Raw genomic sequence first — 23,340 nt, forward strand, 5'->3', positions numbered from 1 at the left:
CTTCAAAATCCACAGCCCGGGAAAAGGCTTCAAGTTGATCACCAAGACCGCTCAGACGCGCCAGCCGCTCCTCAACATCAAAGAAACCGGGCTGCTTCATCTTCCATCAGCCCCAATCAACTCAGGGGAAATGGAATCACAGAGGAACCCTCAAAACCAGAGGGTTCTTCGAACCCTCCAGATGTCCTCGGCACGTCATGATACGCCCCATCGGGCGTGTGTCCAGCCAGTGCCGAGTGCGGACGCTGTCCATTGTAATGGACGATCCATCCGGCAAGCCCGATCCGGTCTCGAACGCGTGCAAATAGACGCATTCGTATTTCAACGACCTCCGATTGTTTGGGTTTTGATTTCCTACTTCGAATTGGTTCTTCTGCTGCAGAGATTATTTTTTTGGGGCGTAATCAGGAAAAATTTTTTCATACATTAATTCTAGACGTTTTGCATAATGCGGCATGTCAAAATTGGCCGCCTGAAGAGGACCTTCGTGCGCGAGCTTGGCACATAGTTCGTCGTCACTGTCGAGTTTTTCAATTCCAGATGTAATATCTGAAATATCATAAGGATCTACTAAAACCGCATTATTGCCTGCGACTTCTCTCAATGCGCCTTCTTTTGATGTGAGGGTTGCGGTTCCAAGGGCCATGGCTTCTAGAACCGGCAGTCCAAAGCCTTCGCTCAAGGATGGGAAAAGTACAGCTCTGGCTCCGCGGATCAGCGCGCCTAACAACGTTTCAGGAAGATAGTCTATTTTCATGATACGATTTAATTGGAGGCCTCTTTCAAGAAAACGGACTTCTTGTTCTGATTTCCATGCCATAGCGCCAACAAGGATAAGTTTTCGTTGTGTCTCAGCTTCCAAAAAGCCTTCAATAATCCTTCCGATATTTTTCTTGGGTTCAAAAGATCCAAAAAATAGAAAATAAGAATCAGTTTTTAACCCAAAAGCACCTTCGATTTCCTTTTCCACAAGGGCAGGCGACAGATTGATGACATTTTGGTTGGGGTGCACTGATTGGTAAGTGTTGTATATTTTAGTGGCAGCTTCTGGATGAAAATTGATGATATCATTGCGGGATGCTTCCGAAACTGTACAGATCCCATCTGCTTTTTTGCAGAGATCGGCAATCAATCTTGAGTAATAACTTTTATCATCCAATGTCGTATAAGGTAGTCGTAAGGGTACAAGATCATGCATCGTATAGATATTGATCGCGCCTTTTAGATAAATCGGAAGCGGATAAGTCCAATGCATAATCTGGGGAGGATTAGGAATACTTACGCTCGTAAAGCGCTTGAATATTTTATAGCGCTTAGCTGCCCTTTCGAATAGAAATGGGGCATTAAAAAGACGATCATATGCAGGTAGTCGGGAAATGAAACTCCGCGCCTCTACACGACCGGAAATTGGAATGGTTACGGCCTCTTCTCCCAGAAGATCGGCGCGGCGGTTCTGCCACCAGCGTGCTGAAAAGAACTTTGTTCTTCGTTGAGGGGTGTCCTGACCCAGTCTATCAAAGAACATGACTTCGCGAAGGGCTGGTGACATATAACGTGTGATGTCCATTCCATAAAGCACATCCACTGGATGTCCCATCTGCTCCAGGCAATGACTAAGTGTGCGCGCATAGGTGGCAACACCTGTTCCTCGAGCCATGGCGAGGTTGAAGCCGTCGATACCGATGCGCAGAGAAGAGGAATCTGTCATGAAGCTATTAGATCCGGACTGTAGTTAAAGCAGAGATGGTTGGCGTGCGCCCATTTTAAAAAAATCTCAAGAGGCTTTATTGTTTCATGAATAAATTATAAAATTTACATAAATATTGTATATAAATATCGTAATTTATGATTAATTTCTATAAATACTATGATTTTAGGATGTATTTATTTCGCAATCCATGCGGCCGTAATTGCTGGGCTAATAAGAGTGCTAATCAACTGATTGAATTTATAAAATCTACCAGTTTTTGCATTTGCAATGAGTATCACGTCTTTATTTTTCATGGGAATTCTCTGGGAGAGTAAATAATTCGTTGGATCCATCATGTCGATTTTATAAACAACTGGTGTTCCCAATGCCGTAGCAATGGTTGTCAGGTGCAGTTGTTTGGAGGCAACAGAATCTTCAAACCGGAATAGAAAAATAGCGTTTGGATCGGCACGGTTATCATTTGGACCACCGACACGGGCTACGGCTTCAGCAAGAGACAGGTTAGGGGATTTGAATGGGATTTCTGCTACAGTAGTCCCTGTAGCACCAAAAACCGTATAGGTTCGGGGCTGATAAATGACATGGATTCTGTCGCCTGGATGCGCCCGAATATCTTCATATGGATGCGATTCCAGTGTGCCCAGATCAGTGCTGCCTGTCCGTTCGCCTCTTACGAGGGAGACATGAGTATCTTCTGGAGGATAAAGGGCACCACCCGCAATGGCAACCAAGTCAGACAACCGCTCTTCTGCGGTGCTTAGAACAATGCGGCCCGGGCGATGTACTTCTCCAGAGACAATCACTGTATTCGCAATATCATTGGAGATTCGTACCATGACCTGTGGGTTCTGTGACTTTCCTTTGAGTTTTTCTCGAATTTGTTCCGCTACTACTTGAGGCGTAACACCAGAAACAGTAAGGCGTCCGACAAAAGGAATAGCGATGGTACCATCAGCCTCCACTTGGGTGGGGGGGAGACTTTGATGGGTAACGCCTGCGGTAATTCCACCTGAAACGGCCCTGCTGCTTGCGCCGTCAACTTCTGCAGTCGCGCCACCGTCAGGAGAAAAAAGCCCACTTCCCAATTCAAATATGGTGATGGTGAGGACGTCTCCTGGGCCGATCCGATCATTATGGAAATATGTTGCTCCACTTCCATCAAGGGTGGAAATCAGAGGAGGCACCTCAGATGCGAGGATATCTGTTGCTTGTGGTGTGATCGGAACGATCTGATACCCAAGCGGGTTCTTATTCGGATTTTTTGCGGATGCAAGAACGCCGCTTTCTGTCGGTGCGCTTTCAGGAAGAGCGCTGCATCCTGCCACTCCTATCAATGTCATCAGGGAGAGTAGTGTAGGCAGGCGCTTGGCGGAACTGAACGATGAGGAAAGAGCAATCGGCATAGAGAAGTCGGCTTTCCCGAACAGGTTAGGTGGCGCAATCGAACTGCCTGATGTGAATACCCTACAGGATATCACAGGAGAGGCTTTCAAACAGGATGGGGCTTTTTACTGGAAAAATCTTTCTGTGTGGAAGTGTTCCCAGAAAATTTTTAAAGAAAAAAATCAATTTTGTATAAAATTTCTGTAAAAATTTCCGATTTTCCGAGCGTAAGATGGAAATTGAAAAGCCTCTGCCCGCATAAATCCAGCCTTGATTAAAGAATCATATAGAAGATCATTTGTGCCAATTGTGTGCATGGCTTCACTTATTTCCTTCACATCCACGGGAGAGACCAAAAGTGCGGCCTGTTGAGCAATTTCTTCTGTGGCATGTCCGAGGCTGGTTATGACTGGAGTACCCAACATCATGGCTTCGATGATCGGCAACCCGAAACCTTCTGCCAGGGAGGGGTAAACAACAGCACGGGCTTCCTGAATCGCTTTGATAAGGGCTCTTCGGGAGCACCATGGGATCAGATGGACCAACTCGGGTCTCGGGTGGATGTGAAGAGCGGCAAGTTCGGCCTTGGCATCGAAGCCATGGTTGCCAATGAGAGTCAAAGGGCGGCTGGTTTGTGACAATCCATGGGCAGTAATAATACGACCAATATTTTTGCGTTTCTCGATGGAGCCAAAATATAAGAAGCCACCGGGGGGGCACGGGGGTTGAGTATATCTGGCTTCCTGGAGTTCTTGGTCCGAGAATCCAACTGCCTGAGGCAGAAGGGTGATTTTTTCTTTTGCAATCCCCAGTTCAGAAATCAGGTCTGTCTGGACGGCTTGGGATACGGTTACGATACCGTCTGCCTGCTCACAGCACTGGAGCACAAGGCGCTTCATTTCCGATGTGGAAAAATTGCCGTATTCAGGGCGTAGAATAGGAATGATATCGTGGACGGTAACAACATTCCTGGTGTTTTTCCACATTAATGGAAGTGGATAGGTCCAGTGCATGACAGAGGGAGGATCCCGACTCTCCAGATAGGTCATTTTGTGCCAGGTTCTGCTGCGAACCGTGGCGGTACGGTACAGATCGTGGACCTGATAGTTCATTCTGTCCCTTTGAACGGCCCGTTCTGAGAAACCGGCCCTTAGTAGCCGCAGCATCTGACGCGGGAAAGAATGGGGGTTTAGGGCCGGACTGTCTTGCTGCAGATCCAGAAGCAGGGAATGCTCAAGCCCTTCGGCCTCACAGGCCTTTTCCAACATTCGTGCGTAGGTTGCTACGCCCGTTCCTCCCGGACGCCCCGTGCTGCGGGTGTCGAAGCAGATCCGCATCATTGGGACTGGCGGCGTTTTTCGCTTTTGGTGCCGCAAATGCGGTCCCAAAAAATTGCTGTCACTGCGAAATTACGATCCGGGTTCGCATAGTGATGCAGCATGTGATGCCGGTGCAGAAGGCGGAAGAACGGCCATTTTTTCATGGGAAACTGATGGCAGGCATAGTGGATGAAGTCATATCCGACATAGCCCAGCAGAAATCCCAGAAAGATCGCCTTTCCATTCTGATGGAAAAGCGAAACGGCTCCGAACCACAGAACTGCCGCAATTGGAACCGTCACGTTCAGGGGGAGCATATTGCGGAGGGGATCTGAGGGCAGGTCATGATGATTGCCATGGATGACAAAGATCAGATGCTGGCCAAAAGCAGATTTCAGCTCCAGATGAAAAAGAAAACGATGCCCCAGATATTCTATAACGCTCCAGACCAGAAAACCCAGGAAAACCATTTCCAAAAACTGGCAAGCAGGCATGGGTAAAGTATTATAGATAACCAAGGTCAGTATAAGCGCCCAGAACGGCAGGAATATCTTCATTGGCATGAACGTCAACAGTTCCAACCAACGGTTTTGAAAAAGCCTTACGGACATCTCGATACCTGATCCCTTCTGCAATATGCCCGCAAACGCCTACTGCGCCTTAGATGAAAATCAATCTTCTCAACTCTAACGGCAGATCGTGCGTAAGTAAAATTGGAATAGAGCCTTGGAGCCTTGATACAAAGCGCTTTTCCTCTCACTTCGTTGCAGGAAAAATCGGGTCAGAAATCAGTCGCAAGATTGTGAAATCTAGCCCCGGATTCAAAAAAATCTCGAAGATCGTTAGGATTTTTCCAGAAGTGCCTTGCAGCGCATCCAGGACATACGGTCTCGGAAGATGAACAGAACATAGTAGTCCAGTTCGCGGCTGCGGGTTTTCGTGGTGCGGGTATAGAAGGGATAGACGTCGAATGGCCCCTGAAGTCCGGTCGGCGCGGGTTCGGACGGCAGGATGCAATTTACCCGGAACAGCGGCATATAGACCGCATCGTCCCCGGGATTGCGCCGCACATGCCACAGGTTGCGCCGGAACTTCTTCAGCCGTTCAGGCAGAAGAAAGACCATCGATTTCTCGATGAATCCTTCTCCGAAATGCTCCGGCCGGTAATACCGCATGTCCTCGGGCATGTTGCAGAAATGGGGATGGTCCTGAACGATCATGGCCCATCCTTTACGGCATTGTGACGTCCGTTGGGAGAGGTGCTCCAGTGTTCCCCGCCTTATTCGGCCGGAGCATTTTCCGAAGACGCCTCGTCAGCAGCCGGGGCGCCGATTTCCGCAGCGGCACGGCGCAGGATGGCCACGATCCGCCGCAGTTCGTTCGCATCCGCGCCACGGCGGGACTTCAGGGCGGCCTTCAGAGCGAACCTTGCATCATGAAATTCCTGCCCCAGCGTCGGGTCGAGGTCGTTGATGCCGGTAAAGGCTTCGCGGACATCGGCCATGCGGGCACCGATCCGGCTCATGATGTCGAGGATGCGGGCTGCTTCAGCCTTGTTGGCTTCATGATGCGCTTTTCCCTCTTCCGTCAGGCTGTAGAGCTTGCGGTTGCCTTCCTGGATGACGGCGGCAAGACCGGTCTCTTCCAGATAGGTGAGGGACGGGTAGATCACGCCAGGGCTGGGCTTGTAGAAGCCACCGGACCGCTCTTCGAGGCGCCGGATCAGCTCATAGCCATGGGCAGGCGCTTCGGCGAGCAGTGCGAGGATGACGAGTTGAAGCTCATCGGCCGTCAGCTTGCGTCCGCGTGTGAAGCCTTCGCCTCCCAGATCACCGCCAAAGCCTTTGCCGAAACGGCCACCCCGCATTCCGCCGCCCATTCCGCCGCCACGTCCGCCATGCCGACGGCCGAAACCGCCTTCACCGCGCCCGCGGTCTTTGTTGGGGCCCTGGCCCTGTTCTGCGCCTTCTGCGACGGGGCCTCCCATGCGGAAGAAACCGCGGCGATGGCCGCGATGGGGGCGCTGTCCGGCATCCGGACGGTCTGTGTTGAAGCGGTCAGTCTTGTGTTTGAACATTATGTTCTCCTATTCGATATATCGAACGATATAGCATCTTAAGATATATCTTCAAGAGAAAAAGATAGTGGGCCAATTTTTTTCCCGGCCCTTGTTCCGGCCCCCCCGGTGCAGGCATGAAATGCTGTTTATGGTCCGGGCCGTAGCCGAAGGGCGCTCCGGCTGGTATCGGGCAGGGATGGGTAGCCCGATTCCTCTTCCCCCTGATCCGGAACTGCGTCGCACGCTGCGACAGTTCGTCCCTTGGCGCGCGGCCCTGACGATCGGCGCGATGCTGGTACTGGTGGCAGCCCTTCAGCGCCTGCCCTTCATTCATCACCTGCTGGAAAACGCGCCGCACTGGCACGAGACGCCGGGCGCGCCGCTCTGGTTCCTGCTGCTGGCCGTGCCCTACAGCGCGTGTGGACTGCCGCGACAGGCGCTCTGCGTGGCGGCCGGACTGGCATTCGGACTGTGGGGCGGCCTTGTCCTGTGTTCGCTGGCCTATATGCTGGGGGCGGTTCTGGCCTATGGATGGGCGCGCGCACTCGCTCCCGCGGCGTTCCGGGCGCGGCTGCATGACAGACTGCAGGCGGACTACGCCGCCCTGGCACGGACGCTCCACGCCAAGCCTTTCCGGGCGGTTCTGACGCTGCGCCTGATGCCGGTGGGATCCGCCCTGCTGGTCTCGACGGCGGCGGGACTGTTCGAGCTGCCGCTGCTGCCATTTTCGGTCGCGACATTCCTGGGAGGGCTCCCGCAGACCCTGATCTTCGTGCTGGTCGGCTCCGGGACGCGGATCGGGCATGTCCTTCAGTTGGGGCTTGCGGGAATCCTGTTCGTCGTGTCGGGTGTGCTGGGTGCCATTCTGCTCCGGCAGCATGGCCAGACGCATGATCGGGCCGATGCCTCCTGAACACGGCATCAGACCACCACTCCGAAACCTGAAGTGAACAGGCAGACGCGCATGACAGATCAGAACATGACATTCAGGCGGGGAGATCCCCTGCCCGCATGGCTGCCGGTTCTGCTGGGAATCTTTACGGCTGTCGGGCCGGTCTCGACGGATGTCTATCTGCCGGCCCTGCCTGAAATGGAGCGTCAGCTTCATACGGCCGCAGGTTCGGGAAGTGCCACGATGGCGGCCTGGGTGATCGGGTTGGCCATCGGACAGATCACCATCGGCCCGATCTCGGACCGCTTCGGTCGCCGCTGGCCGCTGCTGCTCGGCATGCTCGGCTATACGCTGGGCGAGATCGGTTGTGCGCTGGCACCGAGCATGACGTTCCTGTGTATCTGCCGTGTCTTCTCCGCCATCATGGCTTCGGCCGGACTCGTGGTGCCGAATGCCTGTATCCGAGACCTGACGGAAGGCGATGCCTCGTCGAAAATGATGTCCCGTCTGATCGTCATTCAGGGCACGGTGCCGATTCTTGCTCCCATGCTGGGGGGATTTGCGCTCAAATTCGTGGACTGGCGCGTCATTTTCTGGGCTACGGCTGTCTATGGCGGGATCTGTACCCTCCTGCTGATGACGATCTTCCCCGAGACGCTTGCTCCGGAAGACCGGCGGGACCTGCGCCCCATCTCCATCATCGAACGTTACATCTATATCCTGCGGACGCGCAGTTTCATCACGAACGGTCTGGTCTGGAGCTTCCTGGGCTTCGTGACCTTCACCTATCTGACGGCGGCTCCCATGCTGTTCGAGGACGTCTTTGGCATGTCGCCGTTCCATTACGGCATGCTCTTCGGCCTGTTCGCGATCTGTATGATCGGTGCGTCGGCCATCAACGGACAGCTTGTCGGGCGCGTCAGTACAGGCCGGATGCTGTTCTCCGCGCTGGGCGTCAGTCTGGCAGGCTGTGCCATCCTGCTGCTGCTGGCACTGGTCTCGAACTATGACCTCGATCCGCAGGGGCACATCAAGGCGATGTTCCTGTGGCCACTCATCGTCGCGCTCATCATCACGATGGGACCGACGGGCATCATCGGCCCGAACTCCATGGTGGGCGTCCTGTCCGAACAGTCCGACCGTGCCGGTTCGGCCTCGGCGCTCGCAGGGACAATGCAGTATCTTTTCGGCGCCGTGGCGAGCGCGTTGTTCGGGCTGATGCCGTCCGGAACGGCCGTCCCCATGGCGATCTTCATGTGCCTTGCCTTTGCCGCGGCCATGGGGTTCGCCCTGCTGCGTCCCAACCTGCCTGCCGTGGCAGAACCGTCGAACCACTCCTGAGGAAATATCCATCATGAAAGCCCTTCTGGTTGAAGACGATGCCGCCATCGCACTGGTGGTCGAGACGGTTCTGGTGCGCGAAGGCTGGACCGTGCGCCATGTCCTGGACGGTGTATCAGCGCTGGAAGGGGATGAGGCGCCGGATCTTCTGGTGACGGATCTCAACCTGCCCGGTGCGCAGAACGGGCTGGAAATCGCGCATCTGCTGCGCGAGCGCCGCCCGCAGATGGCCGTTGTGCTCATGTCGGGGGACTACGAAGAAAGCGATATGGCCCCGCGGGGTATGGCCGTCCTGCCCAAACCGTTCCGCAGGGCAGGGCTTCTCGCAGCCATCGCACAGGCCCGGAGTCAGGTATAGAGTCAGGCCTTGGTCGTAATCGAGGCGCAATCCGGGCTTGAGGACAGGGGTTGAGTTGGGGGGGAGACTCCCCTACATGCCGCGCTGTTTGCCATGACCAGATGAAAGCAGTGCCGCCATGTCGTTTCAGGATCCCCAGCCCCTCGATCTCAAGAACTACATTCGCGAGATTCCGGATTTTCCGAAGCCGGGCATCCTGTTCTACGATATCTCGACCCTGATCCGCTCGCCTGACGCCTGGCAGGTCGCCACTGCCCGTCTGGCCCGCGTGATCGCCGCCTGGCAGCCGGACATCCTGGCCGGCATCGAAAGTCGCGGCTTCCTGACGGCCGCACCGCTGGCCCTGCGTCTGGGCTGCGGTTTCACGATGCTCCGCAAGCCGGGCAAGCTTCCGGGCAAGACCATTTCCCTGAAATACGGCCTCGAATACGGCGAAGACGAACTGCATATCCAGGCCGATGCCATCAAGCCGGGCCAGCGCGTCGTGGTTCTGGACGATCTTCTGGCAACGGGCGGCACGCTGGCAGCGTCCATTGATCTTCTGCGCAAGGTCGGTGCCGAAGTTGTGGGCGCGTCCGTGCTCATCGAACTGGCGGGCCTGAAGGGCCGCGAGAAACTGGACGTTCCCCTGAACGCTCTGATGACATACGACGACTAAGGCGACGAACAAGGAAAAATCAGATGTCGGGCACCTCTTCCGAACGGATTTCCACGCTGTGGCAGACACGGTACCGCACACCGGCGCCGAAAACCCTGCCGGACAACGCGGTGCTCGACCTGCTGCTGTCGCATCATTCGGTCCGGGCCTATCTGCCTGACGCCCTGCCGGAAGGCACGCTGGAAGCCGGTATTGCCGCGGCATCCTCCGCCGCTACGTCCAGCAATCTTCAGGTCTGGTCCGTCGTGGCCGTCGAAAACCCGGAAACGCGGGCCCGACTGGCGGAGCTGTGCGGCAACCAGAAGCATATCGAGGTTGCACCCCTGTTCCTGGCCTGGATCGTCGATCTGGCCCGGCTGGAGCGGATCGCCGATCGGGCAGGGATGGGGCATGAGGCGCTCGACTATGAAGAAGTCTTCCTCATGGCGACGCTCGATACCGGGATTGCCGCCCAGAACGCCGTGACCGCGTTCGAATCCCTCGGTCTGGGCACAGTCTATATCGGCGGCCTGCGCAACCATCCCGAAGAGGTTGCCAGTCTCCTGTCCCTTCCGCCGCGCTCGGTCGCGGTCGTCGGGGTCTGTGTCGGCAAACCCGATCCGGCCGTCCAGAACGGCTACAAACCCCGTCTGGGACAGGACGTCGTGCTGCACCGCGAGCGGTACAGCACGGAAAACGAGGCCGAAGGAATCGCGGCCTATGACCGCATCGCGGACGACTACCAGAAGGAACAGGGCCTGACCTCGCGGGCCTGGTCGGAAACGGTGGCAAAACGGGTGGACAGCTTCAGAGGCCTGAGTGGACGTCACGTTATCCGCACGGTGTTGCACAGGCTCGGCTTTCCGCTCCGTTAAATGTGAAGCCTGTGTCGGGAAAGAAATTCCTTCTGCGCTAAAAGTGTCGGAGGAAAATGAAATCCGTCTTTTTTCAGGGCTTTGGTGTGGATACTGGAACTGAAAAATAAACCATTCCCCCAGAGCTTCCTTTCGGGAAATATGCGGAGGGGGTTTTATTTTGAACTTGCGTCCCGCCGGAAATTGACGGCATATTCGGGGTGCAGCTGTTTTTCCGGCTGGAGAATATCGCCCTGCGCTTATCCGTACGGGCGCACCTTCCCCCTCTGAAAAAACTGATTACGTGAATGTTTGCGCGTAAAGCTGCGTTATCAAAGGAGACCTGCAATGGCGACAGGTACAGTAAAGTGGTTCAACGCCACGAAGGGCTTCGGTTTTATCCAGCCCAGCGACGGCACCACAGATGTTTTCGTTCACATTTCTGCTCTCGAAAAAGCCGGGTTGCAGAACCTGAATGAAGGCCAGCAGGTCTCTTACGAGATTGAAGACGGCCGCAACGGACGCAAGTCCGCAGGAAGCCTCAAGGTGCTCTGACGAAATGGTGGCTCCGGCCACCATTTTTCGTTTCAGGCACTTTTCCACGCCATCGCTTTCGCGCAGACGCACGGTATAATAGCGGCTCTGACCTGCTGTGCCGGAGCCGCGCCCTGACTTTTACCCTTCCTCCCGAACTCCCCGTCACGGCCATCCTGCCAGAGCTTCTGGCAGTATTGGAGACGCAGCCCAACGCTGTCCTCGTCGCCCCGCCGGGGGCGGGCAAGACGACGCTGACGCCGCTCGCGCTTCTGGACGCGCCCTGGCTCGGAACGCAGCGCCTCATTCTCGTGGAGCCCCGTCGCGTGGCGGTCCGTGGTGCGGCCTCGCGCATGGCGTCCTCGCTGGGCGAAAAGCCGGGCGGCATCGTGGGCTTCCGCACTCGTACCGACTCCGCCATGTCCGCCAGAACGCGCATCGAAGTCGTGACCGAAGGGCTGCTCCTGCGTCGCCTGCTGACCGATCCGCTGCTCGATGGCGTGGGCGCGGTGCTGTTCGATGAAGTGCATGAGCGCTCGCTGGATCTGGATGCGGCTTTGGCATTCTGTCTGGACATGCAGCGCGAAATGCGGCCGGACCTGCGGATTCTGGCCATGTCCGCCACGCCGGATGGCCGCGCTTTTACGACGCTGATGAACGCCTCGCTGATCGAGAGCGAAGGTCGCCAGTACCCCATCGACATCCGTCACACCCGCGACATTCCCCATCTGCGGGACCTGCCCGAAGCCTGCGCCCGCGCGATCCGTCAGGCACTGGCAGAAGAAGACGGCGATATCCTCGCCTTCCTGCCCGGTGTGGGCGAAATCCGCCGCACACAGGCCCTTCTGGAGGGCACGGTTCCAGTCTTTCCGCTGCATGGCGAACAGACCACCGAGGATCAGGACCGGGCCATCGCCCCGTCCGATACGCGCCGCGTCGTTCTGGCGACGTCCATTGCCGAGACGTCCGTCACCGTCTCCGGCGTGCGGATTGTCGTGGATGGTGGTCTGCGCCGGGCACCACGTCTTGACCCGAACACCGGCCTGTCGCGGCTGGAAACGCTGAAAATATCCCGCGCCACCGCGACCCAGCGCGCAGGCCGTGCGGGGCGGCAGTCTCCGGGCATCGCCATCCGCCTGTGGTCGGAAATGACGCAGCGTAGCCTGCGCCCGCAGGACGCTCCGGAAATCCTCGTGGCCGATCTTACGGATTTCGCGCTTGTCACGGCCGCCTGGCAGGAGGTCATGGGGACAGCTCCGGACAGTCTGCCGCTGCTGGACACACCGCCGACGGGCGTTCTGGCGGGCGGGCGCGAATTGCTCCGCGAACTCGGCGCGCTCGATGACGCCAACCATATCACGGCACTCGGCAGGCGCATGGCGTCTCTCGGCACGCATCCGCGTCTGGCCGCGATGCTCTGCGCGGCCCGTACGCTCCCGGAACGCGTAACGGCGGCCTGTCTGGCGGCGCTGCTGGAAGAGCGTGATCCGCTCCGTCCGCGCCCGAACCGTCCTTCCGGTCCTGCCCCAGGAAATACGTCAGGCGCCGATATCCGCACACGTCTCGCTTTATTCGAGCGCGACGACCCGCGCGCGGATCGTGCCAGCCTGTTCCACATGCGTCAGTCCGCCAAACGGTTCCTACGCCGCATGGGCGACCGGGACGCGCCGCTCGCACCGCTGCCGGACCACGCAGGCGCGCTGCTGGTCGCCGGTTTCCCGGACCGTGTTGCACAGGCTGCTGGCGAACTTGGGCGTTTCCGGCTGGCAGGCGGGGGAAGTGCCCGCGTCTCGGCCAATGACCCGCTGGCCCGCGAAAAGCTGCTGGCCGGTGCGGCGTTCCATACGCGGACCTCAACGGAAGTCATGCTCGCAGCCCCATTGGATGCCGAAAACCTGCCCCAGACTCTTCTGGACCGGACCCGCGAGCAGGTTGAAACGACGCTGGATGGCACCTCGGGCCGCATCATCGCCCGCCGCAGGCTCCGTCTCGGCGCGCTGGTCCTGCGGGACCGCAACGGCGAAATCAGCCCCGAGGAAGCGCAGACGCTCCTGATGCAGCAGGTCGCCGCGAATCTGGCGCAGGCCCTGACCTGGACGGAGGCCGGGCGCCAGTTTCAGGCCCGCGTGGCCCATGCCCGCGCGACCTATGCGCCGCATCTGCCGGACCTGTCCGATGACGGATTGACAACGTCGCTCGACTGGCTGGAGCCCTATCTGGCCGGGTGTGACCGGCTGTCGCAGGTCAAGGCGCTGGACCTGCTGTCCATCCTTCGTGCCCGTCTGGACTATGCCGATCTCGCCGCGCTGGACCGCAAGCTCCCGCCGCGCCTGACGCTGAAAGCCAGCACGCACGACGTCGATTATACCGGCGCGGTCCCCACGGTTTCCGCCCGGGCGCAGGCTTTTTATGGCACGGCCCAGACGCCGCAGCTCGCGGACGGGCAGCTTGCCCTGCAATGCGCGCTGCTGTCGCCGGCCGGACGTCCGCAGGCGATCACGGCCGATCTGGCGGGATTCTGGAAAGGAAACTGGGCCGACATGCGCCGGGACATGCGCGGACGCTATCCCCGTCACGACTGGCCCGAGGACCCGGCGACCGCCGAGCCCCCGAAACCCCGTCCGAGGCGTTGATTCGACGCGATCTTTGCCATGATCTTAGGATGTGGAACAATTCTGTGTTAGCAGCATGGCTATGACGATGTTCCTGTCCTGTTTCCCATGAACCGTACCCTGCAGGCTGCTGCGATCGGTGCCGGAACAGCCACTATCGTGACGGTGGGGCTGATGCTGGCTCTGCGCGGCCATGGGAACACTGCGCAGCCGGTCCCGCATCCTGCGGAACAGCCGCAGAAGCCGCTGGTCATGCAGGCCCCAGCGCCGAAAATGCTCCCGACCATCATCCCCGATCGCACGGTCGCAGGCGAAAACACGGACGCGCAGGGCATCCCCACACAGCCCGCCGTGGTTCCTGCTCCTGCGCCCGCTCTGCCGCCGCTTCTGGTCAAATATGGCCCGCTGAGCTTCGCCCCGCTGGTGCGGCAGGTGATCCCGGCCGTCGTCAACATCGCCATCACCCAGAACAGTCCGGACGGGCACGACCACATCCTGCCCCAGATTCGCGGAACCCCGCTGGAAAAGCGCTACCGGGACCGCATGAAGCGCCAGCAGGAAGAAATGGTCGGCGCCGGATCGGGCTTCATCGTCGATCCTTCCGGCATCATCGTCACAAACCGCCATGTCGTGGGCGGCGCGGACAAGGTCGTGGTCTCGCTCTCCAACGGGCATGAAATGCCGGCGCGTCTGCTGGGCGCCGATCCGCTGACGGATATCGCCGTCATCAAGGTCGACAGTCCCGAACCGCTCCCGCACGTCACCTGGGGCGACAGCCAGCAGACCGATATCGGGGACTGGATTCTCGTGGCGGGCAATCCGTTCGGGTTCGGCTCCTCCGTCACGGCGGGCATCGTCTCGGCAGTCGGGCGCGATCTGGGGATCGGCTCGCTCGATGATTTCATCCAGCTCGACGCCCCCATCAACCCAGGTAATTCGGGCGGTCCGGCCTTCAACATGCGCGGACAGGTCGTGGCCGTGAACGCCGCCATCGTGACCCCGGCTGGCGGCTCGGTAGGGATCGGCTTCGGCATCCCGTCCGAAATCGTGGCTCCCATCGTCGCGGAAATCGAGGCGACGGGCCATGCCGAACATGGCTGGCTCGGCATCACGCTCGATGATGGCGACACCGATATCGGCATTGCGGGCGTCGATAATGGCGGCCCCGCCCAGAAAGGCGGCCTGCGGCGCGGTGATATCGTGAAGCAGGTGGACAGCGTGCCTGTTACCAGCGCAAGGATGCTCCTGCGCAGTATCGCGGCGGCCCGTCCGGGCATGACCCTGACCTTCCGCATCCAGCGCGGCAAGCAGTCCCTGACGCTGCCCATCCATATCGGCCCGCGTCCGCAGGATGCGGATGACTGAGCCGCGCCCCGGCAGAACGATCCGCCTCGGCCTGTGCGCTGTTCTCGTGCTGGGCGCTCTGGCCGGATGCAGTCCTGTCCCGCCTTCGCAGGGGCGGAGCGACTATCGGGACGGGCTTTCGGAAGCGTCTCCGTTCTCATGGGGGCCGATCAGCGCGTCCTCCCTGCGCGACGCCCGGCAGGACGATTTTGACAACGCAATCCCCCGCTAGACGCGCCTTTCTGTAACAACCTCCTTTGACGGCTCCTCTCAAGCCGGTATTCTTCCTCGCAGGAACGGCAAGACTGCGTTCGGAAGGAAGAAAGACAACGATGCGTATCCTGCTGGTCGAGGACGATCCGACAGTCCGTGCTTTCGTGCTCAAGGGCCTGCGGGAGGCCGGGCATGTCGTGGATGAGGCGGATAATGGCAAGGACGGCCTGTTTCTGGCCGTCAGCGAAAATTATGATGTCGTGATCCTGGACCGGATGCTGCCTGGCGGCATCGACGGTCTGCGGATTCTGGAGACCCTGCGCGGGCAGAAGAACGCAACGCCGGTCCTGCTGCTCTCTGCGCTGGCGGATGTGGACGAGCGTGTCGCTGGCCTCAAGGCCGGTGGCGACGACTACATGACCAAGCCCTTCGCCTTTTCCGAACTTCTGGCGCGTGTCGAGGCGCTGGGCCGTCGTGGGCGTCCCGAAAGCGCACCGCAGACACGGCTTGTGGTTGGCGATCTCGAAATGGATCTGCTGTCCCGCACCGTCAAACGCGCCGGCGAGAAGATCGATCTTCAGCCTCGCGAGTTCCGCCTGCTGGAGTTCCTGATCCGCCATGCCGGGCAGGTCGTGACCCGCACCATGCTGCTCGAGCGCGTGTGGGACTATCATTTCGACCCGCAGACCAACGTGATCGACGTACATGTCTCGCGCCTGCGCCAGAAAGTGGACAAGCCGTTCGACAGGCCCATGATCCACACGATCCGCAACGCCGGCTACATCCTGCGGGCGGACTGAGGCCTGATGTTCCGGCGCAAGGTCCGCCGTCTCGGACTGTTCCTGAAACGGCGCCTGCGCTGGCCCATCCGCTCGGCCGGGCTGAACTTTGCCTTGGCTTACGGTCTCGTCTTCGTGATCTCGGCCGGGGCGTTCCTGTCCTTCATCTGGTGGAACACGACCGGCCAGCTCGACAGTCAGGTCGAGATCGCAGTGCAAGTCGATGCCGTGGACCTGTCCCATCGCTGGGCTCAGGGTGGTCCGTCCGCGCTCAGCCTCGCCATCCAGGACCGGCTGGACCAGAACGTCGATGACGACGAGCTGTATCTTCTGGTTGGCCCGGACGGCCGCAAATTCGCCGGGAACCTGCCGGGCTGGCCTGTCGTCATCACCCGCCTGGACACGTTTTACGAACTGGCCATCAAGCGCGACGGTTTTCGCACCAACGCCAAGATGCACGCCTACCCCCTGACGCAGGGCTTCCGGATGATTGTCGGGCGTGATGTCCGCGGGCGACAGCTCGTCCGGCACGTCCTGACCGATACGCTGATCTGGGCCTGGATCATGGTGACATTGCTGGCAGCCGGTGGGGCGCTGGCGATCCGGCGGATCTTCCGGCAGGTCGTCCGCTCCATCGCCCGCACCACAGCGGCCGTGGCGCAGGGCGATCTGAGCCAGCGCATCCCGCTGACCGGCAACGAGACGGATCTGGTGGGCCAGACCGTCAACACCATGCTCGAGCGGATCAATCGCCTGATGGATGGCGTCAAGCAGGTCTCCAACGCCATCGCCCACGACCTGCGCACGCCAATCGCCCGTGCCCGCGCCCGTCTTGAAGACGCCAACCGCACCGCCACGTCCGCCGAGGAGCTTCATGCCGCCATCGACCGAGCAGTCACGGATCTCGACCGGGTGACGTCGATTTTCGAAGCCCTGCTGAGAATCGCCCAGCTTGAAGCCGGGGCCAGACGGGCCGCCTTCACGGTGCTGGACATCCGCCCACTGCTGGAAGGGCTGAGCGAACTCTACGAGGCTTCCGTCGAAGATGCGGGACTGCGTCTGGATTTCAGGGCAGGGGTGGTCCAGCCGGTCAACGGCGATCCGCATCTGCTGCAACAGGCCGTCGCCAATCTGCTGGACAACGCCATCAAGTTCGCGCCTCCTGGAACTACCATCACCCTGTCGGTGGACATGCAGGGCGAGCGTCTGGCCATCACCGTCGCCGATCAGGGGCCGGGCATGAGCGAAGACGATCTGAGCCGTGCCTCGGAGCGCTTTTTCCGTGCCGAAACGGCCCGCAATACACCCGGAGCCGGGCTCGGCCTTTCGCTGGTGCAGGCCGTGATGAGCCTGCATGGCGGTGCGCTGGAACTCAAGGCCGGTGAACTGCAAACCGGGCAGCCCGGCCTGTCCGCGACGCTCCTGCTTCCGGTTGTCCCGGCTGTTTTGAAAAAGGGATGACGGAAGTTTCATCCGCGCCCCACCCTGCGCTTAGCTGGAATGAGCTAGACAATCCGTGATGCGCTTCTCCCTGCCTTCACCGACCGTTCTTCCGGCCTTCTGTCTGCTCGGCTGTCTGGCTGCGTCACCGGTCCTGCGCCCGGTGCAGCATCAGCCGTCGGGACGTTCGGACGACGCCATTTCGGTGACGTCCGAAAACGCGGAATACTGTGCCCGCCTGCGGAAAAATGTTGATACCCGGCTGGCCGCTCCTCCCGCCGCCATCCCGCTGGGAATCATGGAAGACGCCCGCCATCTGCGCGCGCAGGGAGACCTTCTTTGCACCCAGGGCCATGTCCGCGCCGGGATCGAACGCCTGCGCCGGGCGTTGGTCCTGCTGAAACACGCTCCGGAACCGCGCTGACGGCATTTCGGACGTCCTCAAGACACCTGTCCTCAGGAGACCTGATGATCCGTTTTTCCCTGACCCGGCCTGTTCCACTACTGGCGGCTGCTCTGGCTTTTTCTCCCATCGCCCTGTCCGGAACAGGCGTATTTTCCACCGCACAGGCAGCCGACATGCAGCAGAACACCACCCAGCTCGATTTCAGCGTCATGGGCACTGCCCATGCGGTTCCAACGGAACTGACGGTTCGCCTTTCCGTCCGGTCCGACAGCCCGTCTGCCGCGGCAGCCCAGAAGGATGTGAACACCCGGATGGCTGCTGCGATGAAGCTGGCTGGCGGTCAGGACGGAATTGTGGCGAAGGCGGGGGGATACTCCATTTATGAAAACACGCCCGAACATGCTCCCAAAAGCTGGACCGCCCGGCAGGAACTTGAACTCAGCGGACAGGATTCCGTGCGGCTTCTCGGTCTGGCTGGACAGCTTCAGTCGCAGTCCCTGATGCTGGAAGGGCTCGACTGGTCGCTGGACGATGCCACCCGCGACCGCCTGCTGCAGGAAGCACGGACGGAAGCCCTCAAAAAGGTCCGCTCCCAGGCCGAACAGAGCGCGCAGACCCTGGGCCTGCGCCTTGCGCGTCTCAAGGAAGTCCGCATTTCCTATCAGGAACCGGGGCCGCGTCCCGTGATGCTCATGGCCGCCCGTATGGCCGATTCTGCCCCGCCACAGCGTAGCCCGGATGAACAGACCCTTCGCGTGAATGTCTCCGTGCAGGCGGAACTGTCGCCATGAACTGTCCGTGGCCGGAGCGTTGCGGATCATGGTGACGGTCTGGTTCGACGGTGGATGCCCGCTCTGCCGGCGGGAGATCGCGCTGATGAAACGGCTGGACCGGCGCGGCGCCATCCGCTTCATCAATCTGGAGTCGGCCCAGGGCTGCCCGCTGGACCGGGCTACCCTGCTGGCCCGGTTCCACGCCGAGGAAGACGGGCATCTTTATGAAGGTGCTGCTGCCTTCGCCGCCATGTGGCGGGCCATTCCCCTGCTGCGTCCCCTTGGTCTGGCTGCCCGGAATCCAGTCATTCTGTCCGTTCTGGAATGGGGATACGGAAAATTCCTGCGCATCCGCCCGCTGTTGCAGCGCCTGACCCGCAGACTGGAAGGCTGAACCGTACAGCCGGACAGGAAAATGGAGGATTTTAAGGGTTTTTTAGGAGGCGTCCTCTACGACGGAAAAAAAGGAGTCTTCATGCCCAACTCTTTCCGTTTGCTGGCGCAGGACATTCTCGCTCTGGGGGATGCAGGCGATATCCCCGGTGCACTTGAAAAGCTGCATGAAGGTGTCCAGACCCTGCCACAGGACCCCCATTCCGCGTTTCTGGCGGGATGTCTTTATGAGCGTTTCAAAGACTGGAATCAGGCCCGGCATTTTTATCTCCAGAGCCTGCATCTGGAGATCAACGCTCCGAGGATCTGGCATCGGCTGGGGATTGTCTGTCTCGAAGCCGGAGATCTGGACGGCGCGGAACAGGCCCTGAAGGTGGCGATCCAGCAGAAGCCGGAAGAAGCCCCTTACTACGTCGATCTCAGTCTTGTTCAGGCCCGTAAAGGGCTCTTCGAAGAAGCTCTTGAAAATGCCGTAACCGGCGATGGCCTCTGCCCCGACCATGTGCCGGCCATCAATAATATTGCCCATGCCCTTCAGTGCCTTGGCCGAAGCGAGGAGTCCCTGCCGTATTATGACAGGACCGTTGCTCTGGCGCCTGAAAATGGTGTCTGCCGTTTCGGTCGGGCTGTCAGTCTTCTGAAGGTGGGTAATTTCAAGGACGGATGGCGGGAATATGAATGGCGCTGGCGCTGTTGCCAGACTCCCCGGACGGACCTGCTCATGCCTCAGTGGGAAGGAGAAGACCTGCGTGGCAAGACCATTCTGATTCACCATGAACAGGGCTATGGCGATACGCTCCAGTTTATCCGTTTCATGCCTCTGCTCAAGGCGCGTGGCGCCACGGTCGTGGTTCAGATACCGATTCCTCTCGTCAGGCTTCTGGAAAGGGTGGAGGGCATCGACCGGATTGTCTCTGTGCTCGACCCGTCACTTCATCTGGATCTGCATTGCCCGCTGGTCGGCGTACCACTGCGTCTGAACCTGACGCCTTCGTCGGCTCCCGGCTGCCCCTATCTGTCTGTTTCCGAGGAAGAGCAGATCAGGCAGGGCGGGGCGCTTCGGCACAGCACTCTGAAAGATGTACAGCGGCCCGAGCTGATTGTTGGGCTGGTATGGAACGGGGATCCCCGTCCTCATGATCGCGTGGCTTCACAGGTCGATCGGCGTCGAAGTGTGCCGCTGGAAAAGCTTGCGTCCCTGATGGATGTGGAGGGCATTCGCTTTGTCAGTTTCCAGCTTGGCACGCCCAAAAACCAGATTGCCGAAACAGGCCTGCCTGTCATTGATGCCACGGACGGAATTACGGATTTTGCGGATACGGCTGCCCGGCTTTACGGCGTGGACCTGCTCATCAGTGTCGATACGTCCATTGTCCATCTGGCTGGCGGACTCGGTCTGCCAGTCTGGATGGTCTCACGCAGCGATGCGTGCTGGCGCTGGGGCGAAACCGGCGCGACCACGCCTTGGTATCCGAGCATGCGGATCTTCCGTCAGCCCCGTTCGGGGGACTGGGAGACCCCGGTTGCCGAGATCGCAGATCTGCTCCGGCAGTTCGTCGCGCTCTATCGGATGAACCTCGAAACCGAGGCGGCCTGAGGTACAGGCCATAAAAAAAACCGGCCGATCCCGAAAGGGCGGCCGGTTTTTCATGTGCGGGCTGAAAGCGCCCCTTAGCGGGGTGCGATCACCATCAGCATCTGGCGGTTTTCAAGGCGGGGCATCTGCTCCACCTTCGCCTTTTCCTCGACTTCCTGCCGGATACGCTCAAGCATCTTGATGCCGAGTTCCTGATGGGCCATTTCGCGGCCCTTGAAGCGCAGGGAAATCTTGACCTTGTCGCCCTCGTCAAGAAAGCTGTGAATGGCCTTGAGTTTCGTCTGGAAGTCGTGCTCGCCCGTACCGGGACGAACCTTCACTTCCTTGATCTCAATGACCTTCTGCTTCTTGCGGGCTTCGTTCTTCTTCTTCTGCTGCTCATACTTGAACTTGCCGTAGTCGAGAATCTTCACGACAGGAGGAACAGCGGTCGGGCTGATTTCCAGAAGGTCGAGACCCACCGAAAAAGCGCGCATCAGGGCATCCCGGGTCGTCATAACGCCCTGCATTTCGCCTTCTTCGTCAATCAGACGAACCTGCGGAACACGGATTTCCTCGTTGACGCGCGGTCCTTCACGGGTGGGCGCGGCCTGCATCGGCGGTCTAGCTATGGTCAGCTCCTGTCATCAGTTTCGTTCGGGTCCGGTCAGCAGCATCCGCCTTCACGAAGAAAGGCGGGATACGGCCATTCCCGATCCCGTTCCTTCTGCACATAGTCCTGCCTTACGCCCGGTGCAAGGGGATTACGTTCAATCCTTTGCAAAGCGCGCGATGTCGGGGGCCTGAGCCTCTTTCGCAAGGGCTGCAACGGCGTCGTCGAGCGACAGGATCTCCTGTGCCGCGCCGCCCAGACGCCGCATGGCGACCTTGCGCTCCTCGGCTTCGCGGCGACCCACGACCAGGATGACCGGAACGCGCGCAAGGCTGTGTTCGCGGATCTTGGCGTTGATCTTGTCGCTGCGGGTGTCGGTCTCGACCTGGAGTCCCGCGGCCTTGAGCGTTGCCGCGACTTCGTTGGCGTAGTCGGCGGCGTCGGAGACGATGGACGCCACGACAACCTGCGTCGGTGCCAGCCAGAGCGGGAACTTGCCGGCATACTGCTCGATCAGGATGCCGATGAAGCGCTCGAAACTGCCGAGAATCGCGCGGTGCAGCATGACCGGGCGATGACGGTTGCTATCCTCGCCGATATAGGACGCATCCAGACGCTCCGGAAGGACGTAGTCCACCTGAAGCGTGCCGCACTGCCAGTCACGACCGATGGCGTCGGTCAGCACGAATTCCAGCTTCGGACCATAGAACGCACCTTCACCCGGATTGTACTCGTATTCGACGCCCGCGATTTCACAGGCCTTCTTGAGCGAGCCTTCGGCCCGGTCCCAGACTTCATCCGAACCCGCACGTGTTTCCGGACGATCGGAGAACTTCACGCGGAAGGTGTCGAATCCAAGATCGGAATAGACTTCTGCCAGCATCTTCACGAACTTCGCGGTTTCGTCCGCGATCTGGTCGTCCGTGCAGAAGATATGGGCGTCGTCCTGCGTAAAGCCGCGCACGCGCATGATTCCATGGAGTGCGCCCGACGGCTCGTAACGGTGGCATGCGCCGAATTCCGCCATCCGCAGCGGCAGCTCACGATAGGAACGCAGACCGTGGCGGAAGATTTGCACATGGCACGGGCAGTTCATCGGCTTGAGGGCAAGCGTCTTGTCCTCGTCCTCGACGGTCGCGATGAACATGTTCTCGCGATACTTGTCCCAGTGGCCCGAAGCCTCCCAGAGCGCGCGGTCCACGAGCTGCGGGGTGCGGACTTCCTCGTAGTTGTTCCGCTCCTGCGCACGACGCATGTAGTCCTGCAGGACCGTGTACAGGCGCCAGCCCTTGCGGTGCCAGAAGATTTGCCCGACGGCTTCTTCCTGGATGTGGAAGAGGTCCATCTCGCGGCCGATGCGGCGATGGTCGCGCTTCTCGGCTTCCTCAAGGCGCAGGAGATGGGCGTCCAGCTCCTTCTTGTCGCGCCAGGCGGTGCCGTAGATGCGGGTCAGCATGGGGTTGCGGTGGTCGCCGCGCCAGTAGGCCCCGGCCACGCGCATCAGCTTGAATGCCGTGCCGACATCGCCGGTCGTGCGCAGATGCGGGCCACGGCACAGATCGAGCCATTCACCCTGACGGTAGATCGAGATCTGCTCGTCTTCCGGCAGGTCCTGGATCAGCTGCGCCTTGAAGTCCTCGCCCTTTTCTTCAAAGAAACGGATGGCCTCGTCACGGTCCCAGACTTCGCGGACGAACGGCGTATTGGCCGCCACGATCTCGCGCATTTTGGCTTCAATGGCCGGGAAGTCTTCCGGGGTGAACGGCTTTTCACGGGAGAAATCGTAATAAAAGCCGTCCTTGATGCTTGGTCCGATCGTGACCTGCGTTTCAGGCCACAGGGACTGCACGGCCTCGGCCAGAACATGCGCCGCGTCATGGCGGATCATTTCCAACGCGTCCTCATCCTTGCGGGTGATGAACTTTACGGACGCATCGCTGCTGATTTCGGTCCCGATATCGACGGGCTTGCCGTCCACTTCCATCGCCATGGCGGCCTTGGCAAGACCCGGCCCGATGGAAGCCGCGATCGTCGTGCCCGTCACCGTCCCGTCGAATGTGCGGACGCTTCCGTCGGGGAGTGTGATGGCGGGCATGGAGATCG

General features: G+C 59.5%; 23 protein-coding genes and 2 pseudogenes. 15 read left to right on the forward strand and 10 right to left on the reverse strand.

Annotation, left to right across the window (positions count from 1 at the left end; genetic code table 11):
• The 8 genes and pseudogenes from HKD27_RS13010 to HKD27_RS13045 all read right to left on the reverse strand — a co-directional run.
• Positions 1 to 100 (reverse strand): annotated as a pseudogene (locus HKD27_RS13010) (IS5/IS1182 family transposase); the annotation flags it as partial.
• A gap of 16 nt (positions 101 to 116) precedes the next feature.
• A pseudogene (locus HKD27_RS16500) lies at positions 117 to 331 on the reverse strand (integrase core domain-containing protein); the annotation flags it as partial.
• A gap of 54 nt (positions 332 to 385) precedes the next feature.
• Positions 386 to 1,708 carry a glycosyltransferase family 1 protein gene (locus HKD27_RS13020; RefSeq protein WP_194689725.1) on the reverse strand — a complete coding sequence of 441 codons (1,323 nt, stop codon included), beginning with the start codon at positions 1,706 to 1,708 and terminating at the stop codon, positions 386 to 388.
• A gap of 176 nt (positions 1,709 to 1,884) precedes the next feature.
• Positions 1,885 to 3,114, reverse strand: a complete 1,230-nt coding sequence (locus HKD27_RS13025; RefSeq protein WP_194689724.1) for a polysaccharide biosynthesis/export family protein — start codon at positions 3,112 to 3,114, stop codon at positions 1,885 to 1,887.
• Positions 3,115 to 3,276: 162 nt separating this feature from the next.
• Complete coding sequence (locus tag HKD27_RS13030) at positions 3,277 to 4,434, reverse strand: glycosyltransferase family 1 protein (RefSeq protein ID WP_194689723.1); 1,158 nt, start codon at positions 4,432 to 4,434, stop codon at positions 3,277 to 3,279.
• Positions 4,431 to 4,976, reverse strand: a complete 546-nt coding sequence (locus HKD27_RS13035; protein WP_194689722.1) for a sterol desaturase family protein — start codon at positions 4,974 to 4,976, stop codon at positions 4,431 to 4,433. Before HKD27_RS13035 ends, HKD27_RS13030 begins: the two co-directional genes overlap by 4 nt.
• A 279-nt stretch (positions 4,977 to 5,255) precedes the next feature.
• Positions 5,256 to 5,633, reverse strand: coding sequence for a hypothetical protein (locus HKD27_RS13040; protein ID WP_194689721.1), 378 nt, complete (start codon positions 5,631 to 5,633; stop codon positions 5,256 to 5,258).
• 59 nt (positions 5,634 to 5,692) lie between these two features.
• Positions 5,693 to 6,490 carry a PadR family transcriptional regulator gene (locus tag HKD27_RS13045; protein ID WP_194689720.1) on the reverse strand — a complete coding sequence of 266 codons (798 nt, stop codon included), beginning with the start codon at positions 6,488 to 6,490 and terminating at the stop codon, positions 5,693 to 5,695.
• Positions 6,491 to 6,620: 130 nt separating this feature from the next.
• On the opposite strand from HKD27_RS13045, the gene HKD27_RS13050 reads away from it, so the two are divergent.
• The 15 genes from HKD27_RS13050 (at position 6,621) to HKD27_RS13120 (ending at position 20,645) form a co-directional block, all read left to right on the forward strand.
• Positions 6,621 to 7,385, forward strand: coding sequence for a TVP38/TMEM64 family protein (locus HKD27_RS13050; RefSeq protein ID WP_228518503.1), 765 nt, complete (start codon positions 6,621 to 6,623; stop codon positions 7,383 to 7,385).
• 51 nt (positions 7,386 to 7,436) lie between these two features.
• The gene (locus tag HKD27_RS13055; protein WP_194689719.1) at positions 7,437 to 8,705 is read left to right on the forward strand and encodes a multidrug effflux MFS transporter; all 1,269 of its coding nucleotides are present in this window, start codon (positions 7,437 to 7,439) and stop codon (positions 8,703 to 8,705) included.
• Positions 8,706 to 8,718: 13 nt separating this feature from the next.
• Positions 8,719 to 9,063, forward strand: a complete 345-nt coding sequence (locus HKD27_RS13060) for a response regulator (RefSeq protein ID WP_194689718.1) — start codon at positions 8,719 to 8,721, stop codon at positions 9,061 to 9,063.
• 118 nt (positions 9,064 to 9,181) lie between these two features.
• Positions 9,182 to 9,721, forward strand: a complete 540-nt coding sequence (locus HKD27_RS13065; protein WP_194689717.1) for an adenine phosphoribosyltransferase — start codon at positions 9,182 to 9,184, stop codon at positions 9,719 to 9,721.
• Between the two features lie 23 nt (positions 9,722 to 9,744).
• Positions 9,745 to 10,575 carry an NADPH-dependent oxidoreductase gene (locus HKD27_RS13070; RefSeq protein ID WP_194689716.1) on the forward strand — a complete coding sequence of 277 codons (831 nt, stop codon included), beginning with the start codon at positions 9,745 to 9,747 and terminating at the stop codon, positions 10,573 to 10,575.
• A gap of 327 nt (positions 10,576 to 10,902) precedes the next feature.
• A complete protein-coding gene (locus HKD27_RS13075) occupies positions 10,903 to 11,109 on the forward strand; it encodes a cold-shock protein (protein ID WP_194689715.1) in 207 nt (68 codons plus the stop codon).
• Between the two features lie 92 nt (positions 11,110 to 11,201).
• Positions 11,202 to 13,721, forward strand: a complete 2,520-nt coding sequence (gene hrpB, locus HKD27_RS13080; RefSeq protein ID WP_194689736.1) for an ATP-dependent helicase HrpB — start codon at positions 11,202 to 11,204, stop codon at positions 13,719 to 13,721.
• Positions 13,722 to 13,808: 87 nt separating this feature from the next.
• Positions 13,809 to 15,065 (forward strand): S1C family serine protease, encoded by a 1,257-nt coding sequence (locus HKD27_RS13085; protein WP_194689714.1) that lies wholly within the window; start codon positions 13,809 to 13,811, stop codon positions 15,063 to 15,065.
• Entirely contained in the window at positions 15,058 to 15,276 is a 219-nt protein-coding gene (locus HKD27_RS13090) for a hypothetical protein (protein ID WP_194689713.1), read from the forward strand. Before HKD27_RS13085 ends, HKD27_RS13090 begins: the two co-directional genes overlap by 8 nt.
• Before the next feature lie 100 nt (positions 15,277 to 15,376).
• The gene (locus HKD27_RS13095) at positions 15,377 to 16,057 is read left to right on the forward strand and encodes a response regulator transcription factor (protein ID WP_194689712.1); all 681 of its coding nucleotides are present in this window, start codon (positions 15,377 to 15,379) and stop codon (positions 16,055 to 16,057) included.
• A 6-nt stretch (positions 16,058 to 16,063) separates the two neighbouring features.
• Positions 16,064 to 17,497, forward strand: a complete 1,434-nt coding sequence (locus HKD27_RS13100; protein ID WP_194689711.1) for an ATP-binding protein — start codon at positions 16,064 to 16,066, stop codon at positions 17,495 to 17,497.
• A 58-nt stretch (positions 17,498 to 17,555) separates the two neighbouring features.
• On the forward strand, positions 17,556 to 17,900 hold the full coding sequence (locus HKD27_RS13105) for a hypothetical protein (RefSeq protein WP_194689735.1): 345 nt from the start codon (positions 17,556 to 17,558) through the stop codon (positions 17,898 to 17,900).
• A 44-nt stretch (positions 17,901 to 17,944) separates the two neighbouring features.
• Positions 17,945 to 18,673, forward strand: coding sequence for an SIMPL domain-containing protein (locus HKD27_RS13110; RefSeq protein ID WP_194689710.1), 729 nt, complete (start codon positions 17,945 to 17,947; stop codon positions 18,671 to 18,673).
• A gap of 7 nt (positions 18,674 to 18,680) precedes the next feature.
• On the forward strand, positions 18,681 to 19,049 hold the full coding sequence (locus HKD27_RS13115) for a DUF393 domain-containing protein (RefSeq protein ID WP_370544276.1): 369 nt from the start codon (positions 18,681 to 18,683) through the stop codon (positions 19,047 to 19,049).
• An 81-nt stretch (positions 19,050 to 19,130) separates the two neighbouring features.
• A complete protein-coding gene (locus HKD27_RS13120; RefSeq protein ID WP_194689709.1) occupies positions 19,131 to 20,645 on the forward strand; it encodes a tetratricopeptide repeat protein in 1,515 nt (504 codons plus the stop codon).
• A 74-nt stretch (positions 20,646 to 20,719) separates the two neighbouring features.
• Here HKD27_RS13120 and infC read toward each other — a convergent pair whose 3' ends face one another.
• Positions 20,720 to 21,241 (reverse strand): translation initiation factor IF-3, encoded by a 522-nt coding sequence (gene infC, locus HKD27_RS13125; RefSeq protein WP_011252394.1) that lies wholly within the window; start codon positions 21,239 to 21,241, stop codon positions 20,720 to 20,722.
• Between the two features lie 153 nt (positions 21,242 to 21,394).
• Positions 21,395 to 23,332 (reverse strand): threonine--tRNA ligase, encoded by a 1,938-nt coding sequence (gene thrS, locus HKD27_RS13130; protein WP_194689708.1) that lies wholly within the window; start codon positions 23,330 to 23,332, stop codon positions 21,395 to 21,397.
• Between the last annotated feature and the right edge of the window lie 8 nt (positions 23,333 to 23,340).

This window comes from Gluconobacter sp. R75690 (assembly GCF_015244525.1).
GTDB lineage: Bacteria > Pseudomonadota > Alphaproteobacteria > Acetobacterales > Acetobacteraceae > Gluconobacter > Gluconobacter potus.